A 17,658-nucleotide genomic window follows, 5' to 3' on the forward strand; every position below is an offset into this window, starting at 1 on the left:
CTGCAAGCCATCGGCCCAGTGAGGACCGCGAGCCTCTCGATGGGCTCAAAAAGATGCTGGATAATAAAGCATGACCCGCGCAACGGCTAGGGCCGTGGAGAACCCATAAAGATGTCACAGGATGCCCGTTACCAGCAGATGATCGGCTGGTTGGACTTGAGTTTGCCCGCTGTGTTCAATGCCGAAGGTTGGGGCCCGGTGCCCGAGGCGAGCCTGACGCCGGCCAGCAGCGATGCCAGCTTCCGTCGTTATTTCCGTTGGCAGGGCGATGGCCGCAGCCTGATCGTGATGGATGCGCCGCCACCCCAGGAAGATTGCCGTCCCTTCGTCAAGGTCGCCGGTTTGCTGGCCGAAGCCGGCGTGCACGTGCCGAAGATTCTCGCCGAGGATGTCGAGCAGGGTTTCCTGCTGCTCAGCGATCTCGGCCGTCAGACCTACCTCGACGTGCTCAACCCGCAGAACGCCGAGGAACTGTTCGAGCCTGCGCTCGATGCGCTGGTAGCCTTCCAGCAGGTGGACGTCGCCGATCGCCTGCCGGCTTATGACGAAGCCCTGCTGCGCCGCGAGCTGCAGCTGTTCCCCGACTGGTATCTGCAGCGCCACCTGGGCGTTACCCTGGAGGGCGAGCAGCTGGCCGCCTGGCAGCGCACCTGCGACCTGCTGGTGGGCAGTGCGCTCGATCAGCCGCGCGTACTGGTGCACCGCGACTACATGCCGCGCAACCTGATGCTCAGCGAGCCGAATCCGGGGGTCCTGGATTTCCAGGATGCCGTCTACGGCCCGGTCACCTATGACGTGACCTGCCTTTACAAGGACGCCTTCCTCAGTTGGCCGGAGCCGCGCGTGCACGATGGCCTGTCGCGCTACTGGCGCAAGGCACAGGCCGCCGGCATTCCGCTGCCGGAACGCTTCGAGGACTTCCTGCGCGCCAGCGACCTGATGGGCGCACAGCGCCACCTCAAGGTGATCGGCATCTTCGCCCGCATCTGCCACCGCGACGGCAAACCACGCTACCTGGGCGACGTGCCGCGCTTCTTCCGTTACCTGGAAAACGTCATCGCCCGTCGTCCCGAACTGGCCGACCTCGCCGCGCTGCTGGCCAGCCTGCCCAAAGACGAGACACATCCCGCATGAAGGCCATGATCCTCGCCGCGGGCAAGGGCGAACGCCTGCGCCCGCTGACCCTGCATACGCCCAAGCCGCTGGTGCGCGCAGGTGGCGTGCCGCTGATCGAGTACCAACTGCGGGCGCTTCGCCGTGCCGGTTTCGATCAGTTGGTGATCAACCACGCCTGGCTCGGCCAGCAGATCGAGGACTATCTGGGCGACGGCGCGCAGTTCGAGGTGAGCATCCGCTATTCGGCCGAAGGCGAGCCGCTGGAAACCGGAGGAGGCATCTTCAAGGCGCTGCCGCTGCTGGGGGACGAAGCCTTCGTCATCGCCAACGGCGACATCTGGACCGACTTCGACTACGCGAGCCTGCACGGTGCGCTGGCCGAGGACGATCTGGCGCACCTGGTGCTGGTGGACAATCCCGGGCATCACGCGCGCGGCGATTTCTGCCTGCGTGATGGCCGGGTGAGCGACTACCGCGAAGACGAACCGAGTCTGACCTACAGTGGCATCGCCGTCCTGCATCCCGCGTTGTTCGATGGCTGCGAGCCCGGTGCCTTCAAGCTGGCTCCGTTGCTCCGCCAGGCGATGGCAGCGGGGCGCGTGAGTGGCGTCCTGCATGCGGGGCGCTGGGTCGATGTCGGCACCCATGAGCGTCTGGCCGACGTCGAACGCCAGTTGGCGGAGGGCTGAGGTGTTCTGGCCGGGCACATTGCTGGGCCTGCTCGCCGGCTGGGCGCTGGCGAGCATTCCCGGAGCCCTGCTCGGTGGGCTGCTTGGCCAGGTGCTCGATCGCCGTCTGAAAGTGCGCTCGTGGCGCGGATTGCTGGAGCAGTTGCGCGGTGGTCCGCAGGTCGGTGACCGCGAGCTGCTGTTCCTCCTGCTCGGCTGCCTGGCCAAGAGCCGGGGGCGTGTGCATGACGCACACATCCAGCAGGCCCGCGCGGAAATGCTGCGCCTGCAACTGGACGACCATGCGCGCCGCCAGGCCATCGAGGCCTTCGGGCGCGGCAAGAAGGGCGGCGAATTGCTGGAGATCGGCCTGCGCCAGCGGCGCGGCCATGAAGCCACAGCGGAAGGGCTGCTGCTGGCTTGCTGGCGCATGGCCTGGGCGGCCGGTGCGCCGGGTTCGGCGGAGAAACACCTGATCCTGCAATGGGGTGACTGGCTCGGTCTTTCGCGCGCCCGCATTCAGGCCCTGGCCGCGAGCGCGGAGCGGGCGAAGCCAGCGGTGACGCCGCGCGAGTCCTATACCCAGGCCTTGCGCGTGCTGGGCGTGACGCCGGACAGCGAGCCGGAGGAGATCAAGCGCGCCTACCGCAAGCTGGTCAGCCAGAACCACCCGGACAAGCTCGAAGGCCTGGGCGCGAGCCCCGAGCGCATCGCTGCCGCCACCGAGAAAACCCGCGAGATCCAGGCCGCCTACCTGCTGGTCCGGCAGCGTCGCGGCTTCCGCTGAATCAGGGCTGCTCGATCGGCTCCCGGTGCATCGACAGCCAGCCGCGAATTCGGCGGTAAAGCTGTTCCTGCTCGGTGGCGAGGTCGGCGGGCAGGGCGTTCATGCCGATCTGGATGTAGTTCGGTGACTTCTGCCGTTTGCTGGCCTGCAGGCGCCGCTGTGCTGCGGCGCGGTCGGCGGCCTTGTCCTTGTAGTAGAAGTCGCCGGTGGCGAGGTTGAGCAGGGGGACCGTTTCTTCCAGCGATGGCAGGAAGTCGCGCGGCATGGCCGGCGCCACCAGCAGCAGATTCTTGATATCGGCCGGCGCGCGTTCGCCCAGGTAGCGGGTTGCCCAGTAGGCGCCGGTGCCGTGCCCCAGGAGGACGATGGTCCTGGGTTTGTGCTGCTCGGCCAGATCGACCGCCGCCTGGATGCGCGCCAGTACACGCTCGGCGTGGGCCTTGCGCAGCGCCACCGGGTCGGTCGGTGTCGGCGCGCTTTCTGCCGGGCTGGCCTGGGCCGGCTCGGCGCTGCCGGCTTCGCCGGTGCTTTCCGGGGTTGGCGTGGCGTTACCGGCGCTGCCCGTCACTTCCGGTTTGCTGGCACTGTCGGCGGCGGTGGCGTCGGTGTCCGCGCTGGCCTTGTCCGCCGACTCGGCCGGACGCGGCACCGGGGCGGTGCTCTGCGGGTCGGGCAGGGTCACGCTGAGGCTTTGCCAGCCGGCGTCGGGCAGCTTGCGTCGCAACGGGCTGATCGCCACCGGCCAATCGGCGCTTTCGCCGTCGCCGGGGATCAGGATCACCACGCCTTCCGCCTCGGCAGTGTTGGCCGGCAGCCAGAGTGCGAGGAAGCTTTCGTCACCCGCCTGCAGCATCTGCCGCTCCTGTTCCGGCAACTGCCGCTCCAGGCCGCTGGCGTCGTCCTGGCTGCGTTCGCTGACCTGCACCCGCACCGCCGGCGCAGCCGCAGGCTTCTCCTCGGCGGCGGGCTTGGTTGCTTCGGCCCATGTTGTCGACAGGGGCGTCAGTCCGAGCGACAGGCAGAGGGCGAGCAGGGTAGGGCGAGGCAGGTGCGGCATCGGCGATATCCATGTCCAGGGCGGGCGCGAGTGCGGCCAGCCTAGCGGCTGTTATTGGGTTTGTCAGGCGCAGGCCATGCCGGGTTCCACTGGGGTTGCTGTAAGGTATGCCGGCTGTTTACTGGCGCGATCGAATCCTGGGGTGCTGTCGGCATGAGTCGTCTGTTCTGGAAAGCCTGTCTGTTCTGGCTGTGCTGCCTGCCGTTGCTGGTCGCGGCGGAGACCGCTGCGCCGTCGCTGACGCTGGACGAGGCGCAGCGCGCGTGGCTGGCCGAGCACCCGCAATTGCGCGTCGGTACGCTGCTGGAGGCGCCCTATGTGCAGCAGGACCGGCGCCTGCAACAGCTGTCCGGAGCGAACGTGGAATTGCTGGAATGGCTGGCCAAGTCCATGGGAGTGACCCTGCAGTGGCGCACCTATTCGGACCCGGCGGCGCTGGAGCGTGCGGTGCGTTCCGGGGATATCGACCTGGCGCCAGGCATCAGTCAGACGCCGGCGGCGCTGCGCGACTGGCTGTTCTCCGACCCCTATCTGCGCGTACCGCGCCTGGTGGTGGGCGACCGCCGCAGCGGTACCTCGGTGGAGCTGGACAACCTCGGCGATGGTGAATCCGTCGCTGTCCGCGGGCCCGGATCGGTGGTGGATTACCTGCGCGGCACTTATTCGAGCCTTGCGCTGCAGGTGGTCGACAGTGACCGCGAGGCGCTGCGCAAGGTGCTCGGCCGCGAAGCCAACTATGCGGTCATCGACGAGGCGCAGTTGGCGCGCCTGACCCGCGAGACCGAGTTCACCGGCCTCTCGGTGGTGGCCGATATCGGCTACCCGCAGCTGCTGCGCGTCGCCACCCGGCGCGACCTGCCGCAGTTGGCGTCGATCATCGATGCGGCCCTGCGCGCGGTGCCGGCCAAGGACCTGGACCAGCTCCACGAGCGCTGGCTGCAACCGACCTATCCGCGCCTGGGCTCCTCGCCGGGCTTCTGGCAGAACCTCTGCATCCTGCTCGGCCTGCTGCTGGCCTTCGCCACCGGCGCCTTGCTGTTGCAGCGCCGCCAGCATCGGGCGCTGGAGTCGCGCCTGGTCGCGGCGCGGCGCGATATCGAGTTGCGCCAGGCTGCCGAGCAGGCGCTGCGCCTGACCCAGTTCGCCATCGACAGCAGTACGGTGGGCATTCTCTGGGTCAACTGGGACAGCCACGTGCGCTATGCCAACCGCGCCGCCGAGGAAATGCTCGGCTATCTGCCGGGCAGCCTGGTAGATCGCCCGTTGGCGGACCTCGAACCGACCTTGGACATGGACCGTTGGCTCAACCTCTGGCGCCGCGCGCGCAATGCCGACGAGGCGCCGCTGAGCTTCGAGACCCAGTGCCTGCGCGCCGACGGCCAGTGGCTGCCAGCGGATGTCTCGCTGAGTTTCCTGCGTTTCGGCGATTCCGAATACCTGCTGGTGTTCCTCAACGACGTCACCGAGCGCCGCCGCGCCCGTGCCGCGCTGGAGGAAAGTGAGGCGCGCCTGCAGGGCATCGCCGCCAACGTGCCGGGGCTGGTGTTCCGTCTGGAGCCCAACGCGCCGGAGGATGACTCCGACTTCGCCTACATCAGCTTCATCACCGGCGGCAGCGAGACTTCCCTTGGATACGCCCCCGGCTACCTGCGCGAGAGCGGCCTCGGGATCATGGGGCTGGTGGTGCCCTCCGAACGCGACAGCTATCTCGCCAGCCAGTTGCAGGCGGTGGAAAGCGGCAGCAACTGGCGTTGGCAGGGGCGCATCCTCACTCGCAGCCATGAGCCGCGCTGGGTGGACATCAAGGCCACCGTGCGGACCCTCGACGACGGCCGCCTGGCCTGGGACGGCGTGGTCTGGGATATCACCGAGAACAAGCAGATCGAGCTGGAGCTGGGCGAGTCCCGCGCGCAACTGCGCGAATTGTCCGCGCACCTGGAAAGCGTGCGGGAGGAGGAGAAGGCGCGGATCGCCCGGGAAGTGCACGATGAACTCGGTCAGGTGCTCACCGTGCTCAAGCTGGAAACCTCGATGTGCGAGCTGGCCTACGCCGAGCTGGACGGCGGCCTGCGCGAGCGCCTGGACAATATGAAGCGCCTGATCGCCCAGTTGTTCCAGCTGGTGCGCGACGTGGCCACCGCGCTGCGTCCGCCGATCCTCGATGCCGGCATCGGTTCGGCGGTCGAATGGCAGGCGCGGCGCTTCGAGGCGCGCACGCAGATCCCCTGCCTGGTGCAGGTGCCGGAGAACCCACCGGCGCTGTCGGACGCCAAGGCCATCGGCCTGTTCCGCATCCTCCAGGAGGCGCTGACCAATGTCATGCGCCATGCCCAGGCGCATACTGTGGAGCTGCAACTGGGCGTCGAGGGCGACGAGTTGTGCCTGCGCATCGAAGACGATGGCGTGGGCTTCGACCCCGGCGCCACGCGCCAGGGCGTGTCCTTCGGCCTGGTGGGCATGCGCGAGCGGGTGCTGATGTTCGGCGGCACGCTGCAGATCGACAGCCAGCCCGGGGAGGGCACCACGCTGTGGATCCGGGTGCCCCTGGGCAACGACGGTTATGGCGACAACCCTAACGATAATGACAACGAACGGGAGGAGTGGCGGTGATTCGAGTGCTGGTGGCGGAAGACCATACGATTGTGCGCGAGGGCATCAAGCAGCTGATCGGCATGGCCAAGGACCTGCAGGTGGTGGGCGAGGCCACCAACGGCGAACAGCTGCTCGAAACGCTGCGCCAGACTCCGTGCGAGGTGGTTCTGCTGGACATCTCCATGCCCGGCGTCAACGGCCTGGAAGCCATCCCCCGAATCCGCGCACTGAATAACCCGCCGGCGATCCTGATGTTGTCGATGCACGACGAAGTGCAGATGGTCGCCCGTGCGCTGAAGGCCGGCGCCGCCGGTTATGCCACCAAGGACAGCGACCCGGCGCTGCTGCTCACCGCGATCCGCAAGATCGCCAGCGGCGGCCGCTACATCGATCCGGACCTGGCCGACCGCATGGTCTTCGAAGTCGGCCTGACCGACTCGCGGCCGCCCCACGCGCTGCTCTCTGAGCGGGAGTTCTCGGTGTTCGAGCGCCTGGTGCATGGCGAGGGCGTCAACGAGATCGCCCAGCAGTTGGCGGTCAGCAGCAAGACCATCAGCACCCACAAGGCCCGGTTGATGCAGAAGCTCAACGCCAACTCGGTGGCGGACCTGGTGCGCTACGCCATGGAGCACAAGCTCCTTTGAATTGGCCTGTTCGCTGTTTGATCTGCGACAGTTCGCCCGCTGAATTTTCCCCTCGCTCTGTGCGACGTGTCCGATTTTTGTAAGAAGCCGTCTATCTAGCCAGCGTGAGGCAGGGAATCATTGCCCGCTTCATGCGGTACGTCGTGATAACAAGGAGAAGAAGATGTTGCGAGCGGTAAGGGGAGGGCTGCTGGTCGGCCTGCTGGGGAGCGTCGCGCTGCCGGCGCTGGCGGACTATGTCACGGTGATTTCCTTTGGCGGCGCCAACAAGGAAGCCCAGGAAGCGGCCTTCTACAAACCCTTCAAGGCAGCCACCGATACGGCGGTCGTGCACGGCTCCTATAACGGCGACCTGGCCAAGCTCAAGCGCATGGTGGAGATCAGCCATGTGTCCTGGGATGTGGTGGAGGTCGAGGCTCCCGAACTCGCCCGTGGCTGCGAGGAAGGGCTGTTCATGAAACTCGACGCCAAGACCGTCGGCAATGCCGCCGATTTCGTCCCCGGCGCGGTGCAACCCTGCGGCGTCGGCATCTTCGTCTGGACCACCCTGCTGGCCTACAACCAGAGCAAGCTGCAAGGCACGCCCAGCGGCTGGGCGGACTTCTGGGACACCAAGAAATTCCCCGGCAAGCGGGGCCTGCGCTGGGGCGCCAAATACAGCCTGGAATTCGCCCTGATGGCGGACGGCGTGGCACCCAGGGATGTCTACAAGGTGCTCGCCACCGACGAGGGCGTCGACCGCGCCTTCCGCAAGCTCGACGAACTCAAGCCGAACATCAACTGGTGGAAATCCGGGCAGGATCCGGTGCGCGACCTGGCCGACGGCACCGTGGTGATGAGCTCCGCCTACAATGGCCGGATCGCCGCCGCGCAGGGCGAGCAGAAGGGCTTCCGCATGGTCTGGGCCGGCGGCATCTACGACTTCGACTTCTGGGCGCTGCCCTCGGGCGTGTTCAAGAAGGAGCTGGCCGAGCAGTTCGTCCATTTCGCCAGTCAGCCGCCGCAGCAGAAGGCCTTTGCCGAGAATATTTCCTACGGCCCGACCAACCGCAAGGCTGTGGAGCTGCTGGCGCCGGACGTCGCCGCCAACCTGCCCACCGCGCCGCAGAACATCGCCAACGCCGTCGGCATGAACGTAGCGTTCTGGGCCGAGCACGGCGATGCCCTGGAGAAGCGCTTCCAGGCCTGGGCCAAGCGCTGAAGGCGGGTGTCGGACCCGTCGCGCAAGCAGCGGGTTCGATATGCCATTTCGCCACTTTTTGTAGGGCGATCCCTACAAAGCATCCTCTCTAAGCCTTATAGCAATCTCTCATACCGCCCGATTTGCGCGCAGGTCCAGCTTCTCTAGGCTTGAGATCAACGGCATTTACAAAAAAACAAAGGTGCGGTTATGGCCGAGAATCAGGCAAACGATGTGCTGGTGAGCTTCCGTGGTGTGCAGAAGAGCTACGACGGCGAATCGCTCATCGTGAAGGACCTCAATCTGGACATTCGCAAAGGCGAATTCCTGACGCTGCTGGGGCCTTCCGGTTCCGGCAAGACCACCAGCCTGATGATGCTGGCCGGTTTCGAAACCCCCACCGCCGGTGAAATCCAGCTCGCCGGCCGCGCCATCAACAACGTTCCCCCGCACAAGCGTGACATCGGCATGGTGTTCCAGAACTATGCCCTGTTCCCGCATATGACCGTGGCCGAGAACCTGGCCTTCCCGCTGTCCGTGCGCGGCATGAGCAAGACCGACGTCACCGAGCGCGTGAAGCGCGCCCTGTCGATGGTCCAACTCGATACCTTCGCCGGTCGTTATCCCGCCCAGCTTTCCGGTGGCCAGCAGCAGCGCGTGGCTCTGGCCCGCGCGCTGGTCTTCGAGCCGCAACTGGTGCTGATGGACGAACCCCTGGGTGCGCTCGACAAGCAACTGCGCGAGCACATGCAGATGGAGATCAAGCACATCCACCAGCGCCTGGGCGTGACCGTGGTCTACGTGACCCACGACCAGGGCGAGGCGCTGACCATGTCCGACCGCGTGGCCGTGTTCCACCAGGGCGAGATCCAGCAGATCGCCCCGCCGGCCGAGCTCTACGAGCACCCGCGCAACTCCTTCGTCGCCAACTTCATCGGCGAGAACAACCGTATCGCCGGCCAGCTGCAGGCCCGCGATGGCGACCGCTGCACCGTGGGCCTGGCCCGTGGCGAGAAGGTCGAGGCGCTGGCGGTCAACGTCGGCAACGTCGGTGACACCGTCAGCCTGTCGATCCGTCCCGAGCGCGTGCGCCTGAACGGTCACAGCGAAAACTGCGTGAACCGCTTCTCCGGCCGCGTCGCCGAGTTCATCTACCTGGGCGACCACGTGCGCATCCGCCTGGAGGTGTGTGGCCGTACCGATTTCTTCGTCAAGCAGCCGATCGCCGAGCTCGATCCCGCGCTCAGCGTTGGCGATGTAGTACCGCTGGGCTGGGCCGTCGAGCACGTCCGCGCGCTCGATCCTCTGCCGGCGGCGTGACACCAAGGCCCGGCCACTCCCGGGCCTGATGCATCCAAGAAAAACAAACCTGCACACTGTGGAGAGAACAATAATGTCGAAGTCCCTGAAAGCAGCGGGCCTGAAGCTCGCGGCACTGAGCGTCGGCCTGGCCTGCGCGGCCCAGTCGATGGCCGCCACCGACCTGACCGTGGTGTCCTTCGGTGGCGCCAACAAGAACGCCCAGGTGAAGGCGTTCTACGAGCCCTACCAGAAGAGCACCGGCGATAAGATCGTCGCTGGCGAGTACAACGGCGAGATGGCCAAGGTGAAGGCCATGGTCGACACCAACAGCGTCTCCTGGGACCTGGTGGAAGTGGAATCGCCGGAACTGGCCCGCGGCTGTGACGAAGGCCTGTTCGAGCCCATCGACCCGGCCATCCTCGGCAAGGCTGACGACTACGTACCGGGCGCCGTGACCAACTGCGGCGTTGGCTTCTTCGTGTGGTCCACCGTCCTGGCCTACAACGCTGACAAGCTCAAGACCGCTCCGACCAGCTGGGCCGATTTCTGGGACACCCAGAAATTCCCGGGCAAGCGCGGCCTGCGTAAGGGCGCCAAGTACACCCTGGAGTTCGCCCTGATGGCCGACGGCGTCGCGCCCAAGGACGTCTACAAGGTGCTGGCCACCAAGGAAGGCCAGGACCGCGCCTTCAAGAAACTCGACCAGATCAAGCCGAGCATCCAGTGGTGGGAAGCCGGCGCCCAGCCGCCGCAGTACCTCGCTTCCGGCGACGTGGTCATGAGCTCTGCCTACAACGGCCGCATCGCTGCCGTGCAGAAGGAGAGCAACCTGAAGATCGTCTGGAACGGCGGCATCTACGACTTCGACGCCTGGGCCATCCCGAAGGGCGCCAAGAAAGTCGAGGAGAGCCTCAAGTTCATCGCCTTCTCGGTCAAGCCCGAGCAGCAGAAGATCTACGCCGAGAACATCGCCTACGGCCCGGTGAACAAGAACACCGTGCCGCTGCTCGGCAAGGAACTGCTGCACAACATGCCGACCACCCCGGAAAACATGCAGGGCCAGGTGGGCATGGACGTGACCTTCTGGGCTGACTACGGCGAGCAGCTGGAGCAGCGCTTCAACGCCTGGGCTGCCAAGTAAGACGCAGTGCCTGACCGCCGTGGCCGTTCGAGCCACGGCGGACCGGAGTCGCAGCGCCCCCTCGCGGCGGCTCCTCCTGACACCACACCTTGGCCGCTCCCGGGCGGCCTGTTTTACCGGAGTTCGCTATGGCCACCGCTGTGTCCCTGAACGAGGTCGCCGGCACCACCACCCTCAAGCAGCGCCTGGCGCGTGCGGAGCGGATGAACCGTTTGAAGTCCCAGGCGCTGATCCTGCCGCTGCTGGTCTTCCTCCTGCTGACCTTCCTGGTGCCCATCGCGGCGCTGCTCTACAAGAGCGTGAACAACCCCGAGGTCGTCGGCTCGCTGCCGCTGACCGTCAATGCCATTTCCGAATGGGACGGCAAGTCGCTGCCTTCGGATGCGGTGTACAAGGCGCTGAGCGAAGACCTGGTCGCCGCGCGCAAGAACCAGACCATCGGTGACCTTTCCAAGCGCCTGAACATGGAGCTGGCCGGCTACCGCAGCCTGCTGTCCAAGACTGCCCGCGCGCTGCCGTTCAAGGAGCAGCCGGCGTCGTACAAGGACGCGATGGAAGGCCTCGACGAGCGCTGGGGCGACCCGGCCTACTGGCAGGCGATCCGCCGCAACGCCAGCCACGTCACCCCCTATTACCTGCTGGCGGCGCTCGATCACCGTATCGACGACCTGGGTGAAATCGCCCGCGCGACACCCGACCAGTCGATCTACCTGGACATCTTCGCCCGTACCTTCTGGATGGGCGCGGTGATCACCGTGATCTGCCTGCTGCTGGCCTACCCGCTGGCCTACCTGCTGGCCATCCTGCCGACCCGCAAGTCCAACCTGCTGATGATCCTGGTGCTGCTGCCGTTCTGGACTTCGATCCTGGTGCGTGTCGCCGCGTGGATCGTGCTGCTGCAGTCCGGCGGCCTGATCAACGGCGCGCTGCTGAAGATGGGGCTGATCGACCAGCCGCTGCAGCTGGTGTTCAACCGCACCGGCGTGTACATCTCCATGGTGCACATCATGCTGCCGTTCATGATCCTGCCGATCTACAGCGTGATGAAGGGCATCTCCCCCAGCTACATGCGCGCCGCCATCTCGCTGGGCTGCCACCCGTTCTCCAGCTTCTGGAAGGTCTACTTCCCGCAGACCGTGGCGGGCGTCGGCGCCGGTTGCCTGCTGGTGTTCATCCTGTCGATCGGCTACTACATCACCCCGGCCCTGCTGGGCAGCCCGAACGACCAGATGGTCAGCTACTTCGTCGCCTTCTACACCAACACCACCATCAACTGGGGCATGGCCACGGCCCTGGGCGGCCTGCTGCTGTTCGCCACCCTGGTGCTCTACGTGATCTACGGCTGGCTGGTGGGCGCAAGCCGCCTGCGCCTGGGCTGAGGAGAAGAAAATGCTGAGTCCCTACATGTCCCCGGTCGAGCGCCTGTGGTTCTACACCCTGCGCATCCTCTGCGGCCTGGTGCTGCTGTTCCTGGTGCTGCCGGTGCTGGTGATCGTGCCGCTGTCGTTCAACTCCGGCACCTTCCTGGTCTACCCGCTGCAGGGCTTCTCCCTGCGCTGGTACGCCGACTTCTTCAACTCCGCCGAGTGGATGCGTTCGCTGACCAACAGCATGATCGTCGCCCCGGCGGCCACCGTGCTGGCCATGGTCTTTGGCACCCTGGCCTCCATCGGCCTGACCCGCGGCGAGTTCCGCGGCAAGGCGCTGGTCATGAGCCTGGTGATCTCGCCGATGGTCGTGCCGGTGGTGATCATCGGTGTGGCCAGCTACCTGTTCTTCGCGCCGCTGGGGCTGGGCAACAGCTACATCTCGCTGATCATCGTCCACGCGGTGCTGGGCGTGCCGTTCGTGATCATCACCGTGTCGGCGACCCTGCAGGGCTTCAACTACAACCTGGTGCGCGCCGCCGCCAGCCTGGGCGCGCCGCCGGTGCTGACCTTCTTCAAGGTCACCCTGCCGTTGATCGCCCCCGGGGTGATTTCCGGTGCGCTGTTCGCCTTCGCCACTTCCTTCGATGAAGTGGTGGTGACCCTGTTCCTCGCCGGCCCCGAGCAGGCCACCCTGCCGCGCCAGATGTTCAGCGGCATCCGCGAGAACCTCAGCCCGACCATCGCCGCCGCGGCGACCCTGCTGATCGGTTTCTCCGTCCTGCTCCTGCTCACCCTCGAGTGGCTGCGCGGCCGCAGCGAGAAGATGCGGACCGCACCGACTGCCTGATCCACAGTGTTTCGCGGACGGTTTCGTCGCCGTGCTCACCCACAGCGGCGGGATCGATCCGCGATCTTTTTCTCCGCTTTCCCGCCTCATTTACCGCACTTTCTGTATCGGCTATCGGTGCAATCATCAGTACGGCCCCCTTCGAGCCGCCCGAGCGGCTACAATGCGCGCCATCCGTGATTTCGCCCACAGAGGTGCGCCATGCAACCCTACGCCATCGCTCCGTCGATCCTTTCCGCCGACTTCGCCCGCCTGGGCGAGGATGTGGACAAGGTGCTCGCTGCCGGCGCCGACATCGTCCACTTCGATGTGATGGACAACCACTACGTGCCGAACCTCACCATCGGCCCGATGGTCTGCTCGGCCCTGCGCAAGTACGGCGTCACCGCGCCCATCGACGTGCACCTGATGGTTTCCCCGGTGGACCGCATCATCGGCGACTTCATCGAAGCCGGCGCCACCTACATCACCTTCCACCCGGAAGCCTCGCAGCACATCGACCGCTCCCTGCAACTGATCAAGGATGGCGGCTGCAAGGCCGGCCTGGTGTTCAACCCGGCCACCTCGCTGGACGCGCTCAAGTACGTGATGGACAAGATCGACATGGTCCTGCTGATGAGCGTGAACCCCGGCTTCGGCGGGCAGAAGTTCATCCCCGGCACCCTCGACAAGCTGCGCGAAGCCCGCGCGCTGATCGACGCCTCCGGCCGCGACATCCGCCTGGAGATCGACGGCGGCGTGAACGTGAAGAACATCCGCGAAATCGCCGAAGCGGGCGCCGACACCTTCGTCGCCGGCTCCGCCATCTTCAACGCACCGGACTACGCCGAGGTCATCCGCGCCATGCATGCCGAGCTGGCGCAGGCGCGCAAGTGATGAGCGCCGCGCAGCCGTTGTTCGCCGGGCACCTGCCGCGTCTGGTGATGTTCGACCTGGACGGCACCCTGGTGGACTCGGTCCCGGACCTGGCCGCCGCGGTGGACAAGATGCTGCTGGCGCTCGGTCGCCAGCCCGCCGGCCTGGACGCCGTGCGTCACTGGGTTGGTAACGGCGCGCGCGTACTGGTGCGCCGCGCCCTGGCCAACGACATCGAGCACGAGGGGGTTAGCGAAGAGGACACCGAGCGCGCCCTCGAACTCTTCATGGACGCCTACGCCGACAGCCACGCGCTCACCGTGGTCTACCCCGGCGTGGTGGACACCCTGAAGTGGCTGAAGAAGCAGGATGTCGAACTGGCGCTGATCACCAACAAGCCCGAGCGCTTCGTCGGTCCGCTGCTGGACGAGATGAAGCTGGGCAAGTTCTTCCGCTGGATCATCGGCGGCGACACCCTGCCGCAGCAGAAACCCGACCCGGCCGCGCTGCTGTTCGTGATGAAGATGGCCGGCGTGTCGGAGGATGAAGCCCTGTTCGTCGGCGACTCGCGCAACGACATCCTCGCCGCCAAGGCCGCCGGCGTGCGCAGCGTGGGTCTGAGCTACGGCTACAACCACGGCCGCCCGATCACCGAGGAAGCACCGACCGTGGTGGTGGACGATCTGCGCCAATTGCTGCCTTGCTTCGATAAAGGCAACGCGATAGTGTTGCCCGACCACAGCTCCAACCCCGCCAAGCGAGATCGCACCGTGGATACGGCTCCCCACACACTCTGGATGAAAGTCATCAAGGCCCTGGCCCGCTGGCGCTGGCGCGCCTGACATCCCCTGGCCGGTTCACCCGGCGTGTGTGTGCAACCTAGACCGTTTCCTCCTCAAAGCCTGTTCACCCTCTCCCGCACATCGGCGAGATCCTGAGCAGGCTCATATTCCACGAGGCTGATCATGACCCGCGAAGAATTCCAGCGCCTGGCCGCCGAAGGCTACAACCGCATTCCGCTGACCTGCGAAACCCTCGCCGACTTCGACACCCCGCTGTCGATCTACCTGAAGCTTGCCGATGGCCCCAACACCTACCTGCTCGAATCCGTGCAGGGCGGCGAGAAGTGGGGGCGCTACTCCATCATCGGTTTGCCCAGCCGCACCGTGCTGCGCGTGTACGGCCACCAGGCGAGCATCAAGGTCGACGGCGTCGAGACCGAGAGCTTCGAATGTGCCGATCCGCTGGCCTTCGTCGAAGCGTTCAAGGACCGCTACCGTGTACCGACCATCGCCGGTCTGCCGCGCTTCAACGGCGGCCTGGTCGGCTACTTCGGCTATGACTGCGTGCGCTACGTCGAGCAACGCCTGGCGCAGTGCCCGAACCCCGATCCGCTGAACAACCCCGACATCCTGCTGATGGTCTCCGACGCGGTGGTGGTCTTCGACAACCTCGCCGGCAAGATGCACGCGATCGTTCTCGCCGACCCGGCCCAGGCCGACGCCTACGACAAGGGCCTGGCGCAGCTGGAAGAACTGCTGGAGCGCCTGCGCCAGCCGATCACCCCGCGCCGTGGCCTGGACTTCAGTGCGGTCAACGCCCCGGAACCGCAGTTCCGCGCCAGCTTCACCCGCGAGGACTACGAGCGCGCCGTCGGTACCATCAAGGAATACATCCTGGCTGGCGACTGCATGCAGGTGGTGCCGTCGCAGCGCATGTCCATCGACTTCGCGGCTGCACCCATCGATCTGTACCGCGCGCTGCGCTGCTTCAACCCGACGCCGTACATGTACTTCTTCAACTTTGGCGACTTCCACGTCGTCGGCAGCTCGCCGGAAGTGCTGGTGCGGGTCGAGGACGGCGAAGTCACCGTGCGCCCCATCGCCGGCACCCGCCCCCGTGGCGCGACCGAGGAGGCCGACCGCGCGCTGGAAGAGGACCTGCTCTCCGACGCCAAGGAAATCGCCGAGCACCTGATGCTCATCGACCTGGGCCGCAACGACGTCGGCCGCGTGTCCGACACCGGCACGGTGAAGGTCACCGAGCAGATGGTGATCGAGCGCTACTCCAACGTCATGCACATCGTCTCCAACGTGAACGGCCAGCTGAAGCCCGAGCTTTCCGCGATGGACGCCCTGCGCGCCATCCTGCCGGCCGGCACCCTGTCCGGCGCGCCGAAGATTCGCGCGATGGAAATCATCGACGAGCTGGAGCCGGTCAAGCGCGGCGTCTACGGCGGTGCAGTCGGCTACCTTGCGTGGAACGGCAACATGGACACTGCCATTGCGATCCGCACCGCGGTGATCAAGAACGGCGAACTGCATGTCCAGGCGGGTGGTGGCATCGTTGCTGACTCGGTGCCGGCGGCGGAGTGGGAAGAAACCATCAACAAGCGCCGCGCCATGTTCCGCGCCGTGGCGCTGGCTGAACACACCGCCAAGTTGCACGGCAACGGTTGAGTCGCTGACTCGAAAAAAGCCCCGCTTCGGCGGGGCCTTTTCTTTTCCGTAGGAGCGGGTTACACCTGTGTTCTGGATGAGGAGGGATCCCTGCGCAGAACTATCAGGGAAGCAAGACTCTTCGTAGGAGCGAGCTTGCTCGCGAACAGATTTCGCCGGCTGCTCCGTCACTAGGCCGGTTCGCGAGCAAGCTCGCTCCTACAGGGCGTGGCGTTCGGCTCACCCCGCCTGCCGTGCTTCCATCACCTGCAGGTTCGCCTTGCGCCGGGCGAGGGCGGCGTCAGCCTGCTGGGAACGCTCTTCCACATAAGCCGCCAGATGATCCACCGCCACGTACTGCATCGCCTTGTGGCTGTCGTCCAGCGTGGTCACCGGCAGGGCGATGCGCCCGCAGGACAGGGCCTTGCTGAAGTTCTCCCGGTTCAGGTTGCGGAACCAGCGCTCGCGTACCTGCTCCAGCGGCACCAGGACGTCCCCGAAAATCTGATAGACCAGGCTCACCGTCTCCGGGCGCGGGGCGGGGCGAATATCGGCGGTCGACTGCATGGGACTCTCCTGTTCCGATGGTGGTGGCGACAAGTGTAAATATAGCAAAGGTTGTATTTTGCTTCAATCGCCGGCCAAAGAAAAACCCCGCCGAAGCGGGGTTCATGCTGCGAAAGGGCTTCAGCGCACCAGGGTCGGCGCGCGGCGATGGCGCACGGTGGACCACCAGAACACCCAGCCGATCATGCGGATCTGCCCGCTGTCGAACTGCTCCGGCGGGTACTCCTCGTCGGGGTATTCCTCGCGGTTGAAGCTGCGCAGGCGGATACCTCCGCCGGGCAGTCGATAGACGAACTTCACCCGCAACATGCCCTCGTGTTCCAGGGCATAGATCTCGCCGTCGGTGATGTGCGTGGTCGCAGTGTCGATGCCGATGGTGGAGCCATCCATGATCAGCGGCTCCATGCTGTTGCCGGTGAGCTGGGCGCAGATCGCCGCCGCCGGATCGACCCCCGCCGCGCGCAGCGTGGCGTAGGAGAAACGCAGCTTGCGCCCCTCTATCTCGCGCACTGCGGTGCGGCCGGCGCCGGCCGCCAGTTCCACTTCCTTGTACAGGCGTAGTTCCACTTCGTCCTCGTCCAGCGGCGTATCGCTATCCCACGGGTGCAGCGGTTCCAGTCGCAGCGGGCTGCCATCGGCGGGGAGCGTGGCTGGCACGCCGGCGGCTTGCGTAGGCATGCCTTCGCCGGTCGCCAGCCAGGTCGGCGAGACGCCCAGCGCGCTGGCGATCTCGATCAGCTTGCGCGTGCTCTGCGCCTTGCCCGAGGTCAGCTTGTGGATGGTGTTCTGCGAAACCCCGGCGGCTTCGGCCAGGGTTTCCTGCTTGAGGTTGCGCGAGGCCATCGCCTGCTTCAGGCGGTCGGCCAGCGTCGATGAGGGTGTCTTGTCCATGGCCGGCACTCTACCTCCTGGGTTGTAGGCTGTAAATAGCCTTGGTGTTGACTAAATATAGCTATGGTTGTAATCATAAAAACCAGCAGCCCACCGAGCAGACGAGAAACCGGCATGGGCTGACGGGAAGCAACGGCTTCCCCACCGCTGCGGCAAGGAGGCCGCAGGTTGCCTGCAGACCGTGATGCGCGGGGCAGGCTGGA

The 17,658-nt window shown here is 65.9% G+C and carries 16 protein-coding genes; 13 read left to right on the forward strand and 3 right to left on the reverse strand.

Translation table 11 applies throughout. The features are described 5' to 3' along the window. Positions 1–111: 111 nt before the first annotated feature. The 3 genes from O6P39_RS02640 to O6P39_RS02650 are packed head-to-tail and all read left to right on the forward strand — an operon-like array spanning position 112 to position 2,571. On the forward strand, positions 112–1,134 hold the full coding sequence (locus O6P39_RS02640; protein WP_275609927.1) for a phosphotransferase: 1,023 nt from the start codon (positions 112–114) through the stop codon (positions 1,132–1,134). Beyond that, positions 1,131–1,805 carry an N-acetylmuramate alpha-1-phosphate uridylyltransferase MurU gene (murU, locus tag O6P39_RS02645; protein WP_275609928.1) on the forward strand — a complete coding sequence of 225 codons (675 nt, stop codon included), beginning with the start codon at positions 1,131–1,133 and terminating at the stop codon, positions 1,803–1,805. The genes O6P39_RS02640 and murU overlap by 4 nt, the downstream gene beginning before the upstream one ends. A 1-nt stretch (position 1,806) precedes the next feature. Further along, the gene (locus tag O6P39_RS02650) at positions 1,807–2,571 is read left to right on the forward strand and encodes a DnaJ domain-containing protein (RefSeq protein WP_275611871.1); all 765 of its coding nucleotides are present in this window, start codon (positions 1,807–1,809) and stop codon (positions 2,569–2,571) included. Position 2,572: 1 nt separating this feature from the next. On the opposite strand, the gene O6P39_RS02655 is transcribed toward O6P39_RS02650, so the two are convergent. Further along, complete coding sequence (locus O6P39_RS02655; RefSeq protein WP_275609929.1) at positions 2,573–3,628, reverse strand: alpha/beta hydrolase family protein; 1,056 nt, start codon at positions 3,626–3,628, stop codon at positions 2,573–2,575. Between the two features lie 153 nt (positions 3,629–3,781). Here O6P39_RS02655 and O6P39_RS02660 point away from each other — a divergent pair, with 153 nt between their 5' ends. From O6P39_RS02660 to trpE, 10 genes are all read left to right on the forward strand, one after another. Further along, on the forward strand, positions 3,782–6,238 hold the full coding sequence (locus O6P39_RS02660; protein WP_275609930.1) for a sensor histidine kinase: 2,457 nt from the start codon (positions 3,782–3,784) through the stop codon (positions 6,236–6,238). Next, on the forward strand, positions 6,235–6,864 hold the full coding sequence (locus tag O6P39_RS02665) for a response regulator transcription factor (protein ID WP_152219834.1): 630 nt from the start codon (positions 6,235–6,237) through the stop codon (positions 6,862–6,864). Before O6P39_RS02660 ends, O6P39_RS02665 begins: the two co-directional genes overlap by 4 nt. Before the next feature lie 163 nt (positions 6,865–7,027). Next, positions 7,028–8,065 (forward strand): ABC transporter substrate-binding protein, encoded by a 1,038-nt coding sequence (locus O6P39_RS02670; protein WP_275609931.1) that lies wholly within the window; start codon positions 7,028–7,030, stop codon positions 8,063–8,065. A 189-nt stretch (positions 8,066–8,254) separates the two neighbouring features. Continuing rightward, positions 8,255–9,364, forward strand: a complete 1,110-nt coding sequence (locus O6P39_RS02675; RefSeq protein ID WP_275609932.1) for an ABC transporter ATP-binding protein — start codon at positions 8,255–8,257, stop codon at positions 9,362–9,364. 73 nt (positions 9,365–9,437) lie between these two features. After that, complete coding sequence (locus O6P39_RS02680; RefSeq protein WP_275609933.1) at positions 9,438–10,487, forward strand: ABC transporter substrate-binding protein; 1,050 nt, start codon at positions 9,438–9,440, stop codon at positions 10,485–10,487. Positions 10,488–10,615: 128 nt separating this feature from the next. After that, positions 10,616–11,866, forward strand: a complete 1,251-nt coding sequence (locus tag O6P39_RS02685; protein ID WP_275609934.1) for an ABC transporter permease — start codon at positions 10,616–10,618, stop codon at positions 11,864–11,866. A gap of 10 nt (positions 11,867–11,876) precedes the next feature. After that, on the forward strand, positions 11,877–12,704 hold the full coding sequence (locus O6P39_RS02690; RefSeq protein WP_275609935.1) for an ABC transporter permease: 828 nt from the start codon (positions 11,877–11,879) through the stop codon (positions 12,702–12,704). Between the two features lie 201 nt (positions 12,705–12,905). Continuing rightward, a complete protein-coding gene (rpe, locus tag O6P39_RS02695) occupies positions 12,906–13,580 on the forward strand; it encodes a ribulose-phosphate 3-epimerase (protein ID WP_254470221.1) in 675 nt (224 codons plus the stop codon). Then, a complete protein-coding gene (locus O6P39_RS02700) occupies positions 13,580–14,401 on the forward strand; it encodes a phosphoglycolate phosphatase (RefSeq protein WP_275609936.1) in 822 nt (273 codons plus the stop codon). Before rpe ends, O6P39_RS02700 begins: the two co-directional genes overlap by 1 nt. Positions 14,402–14,524: 123 nt before the next feature. After that, positions 14,525–16,018: an anthranilate synthase component I gene (gene trpE / locus O6P39_RS02705; RefSeq protein ID WP_275609937.1), complete on the forward strand. Its 1,494-nt coding sequence runs from the start codon at positions 14,525–14,527 to the stop codon at positions 16,016–16,018. A gap of 219 nt (positions 16,019–16,237) precedes the next feature. On the opposite strand, the gene O6P39_RS02710 is transcribed toward trpE, so the two are convergent. Both O6P39_RS02710 and O6P39_RS02715 read right to left on the reverse strand, forming a co-directional pair. Then, on the reverse strand, positions 16,238–16,564 hold the full coding sequence (locus O6P39_RS02710) for a pyocin activator PrtN family protein (RefSeq protein WP_275609938.1): 327 nt from the start codon (positions 16,562–16,564) through the stop codon (positions 16,238–16,240). Between the two features lie 120 nt (positions 16,565–16,684). Beyond that, a complete protein-coding gene (locus O6P39_RS02715) occupies positions 16,685–17,455 on the reverse strand; it encodes a helix-turn-helix transcriptional regulator (RefSeq protein WP_275609939.1) in 771 nt (256 codons plus the stop codon). Positions 17,456–17,658 lie beyond the last annotated feature (203 nt).

This window comes from Pseudomonas sp. PSE14 (genome assembly GCF_029203285.1).
Taxonomy (GTDB): domain Bacteria; phylum Pseudomonadota; class Gammaproteobacteria; order Pseudomonadales; family Pseudomonadaceae; genus Pseudomonas.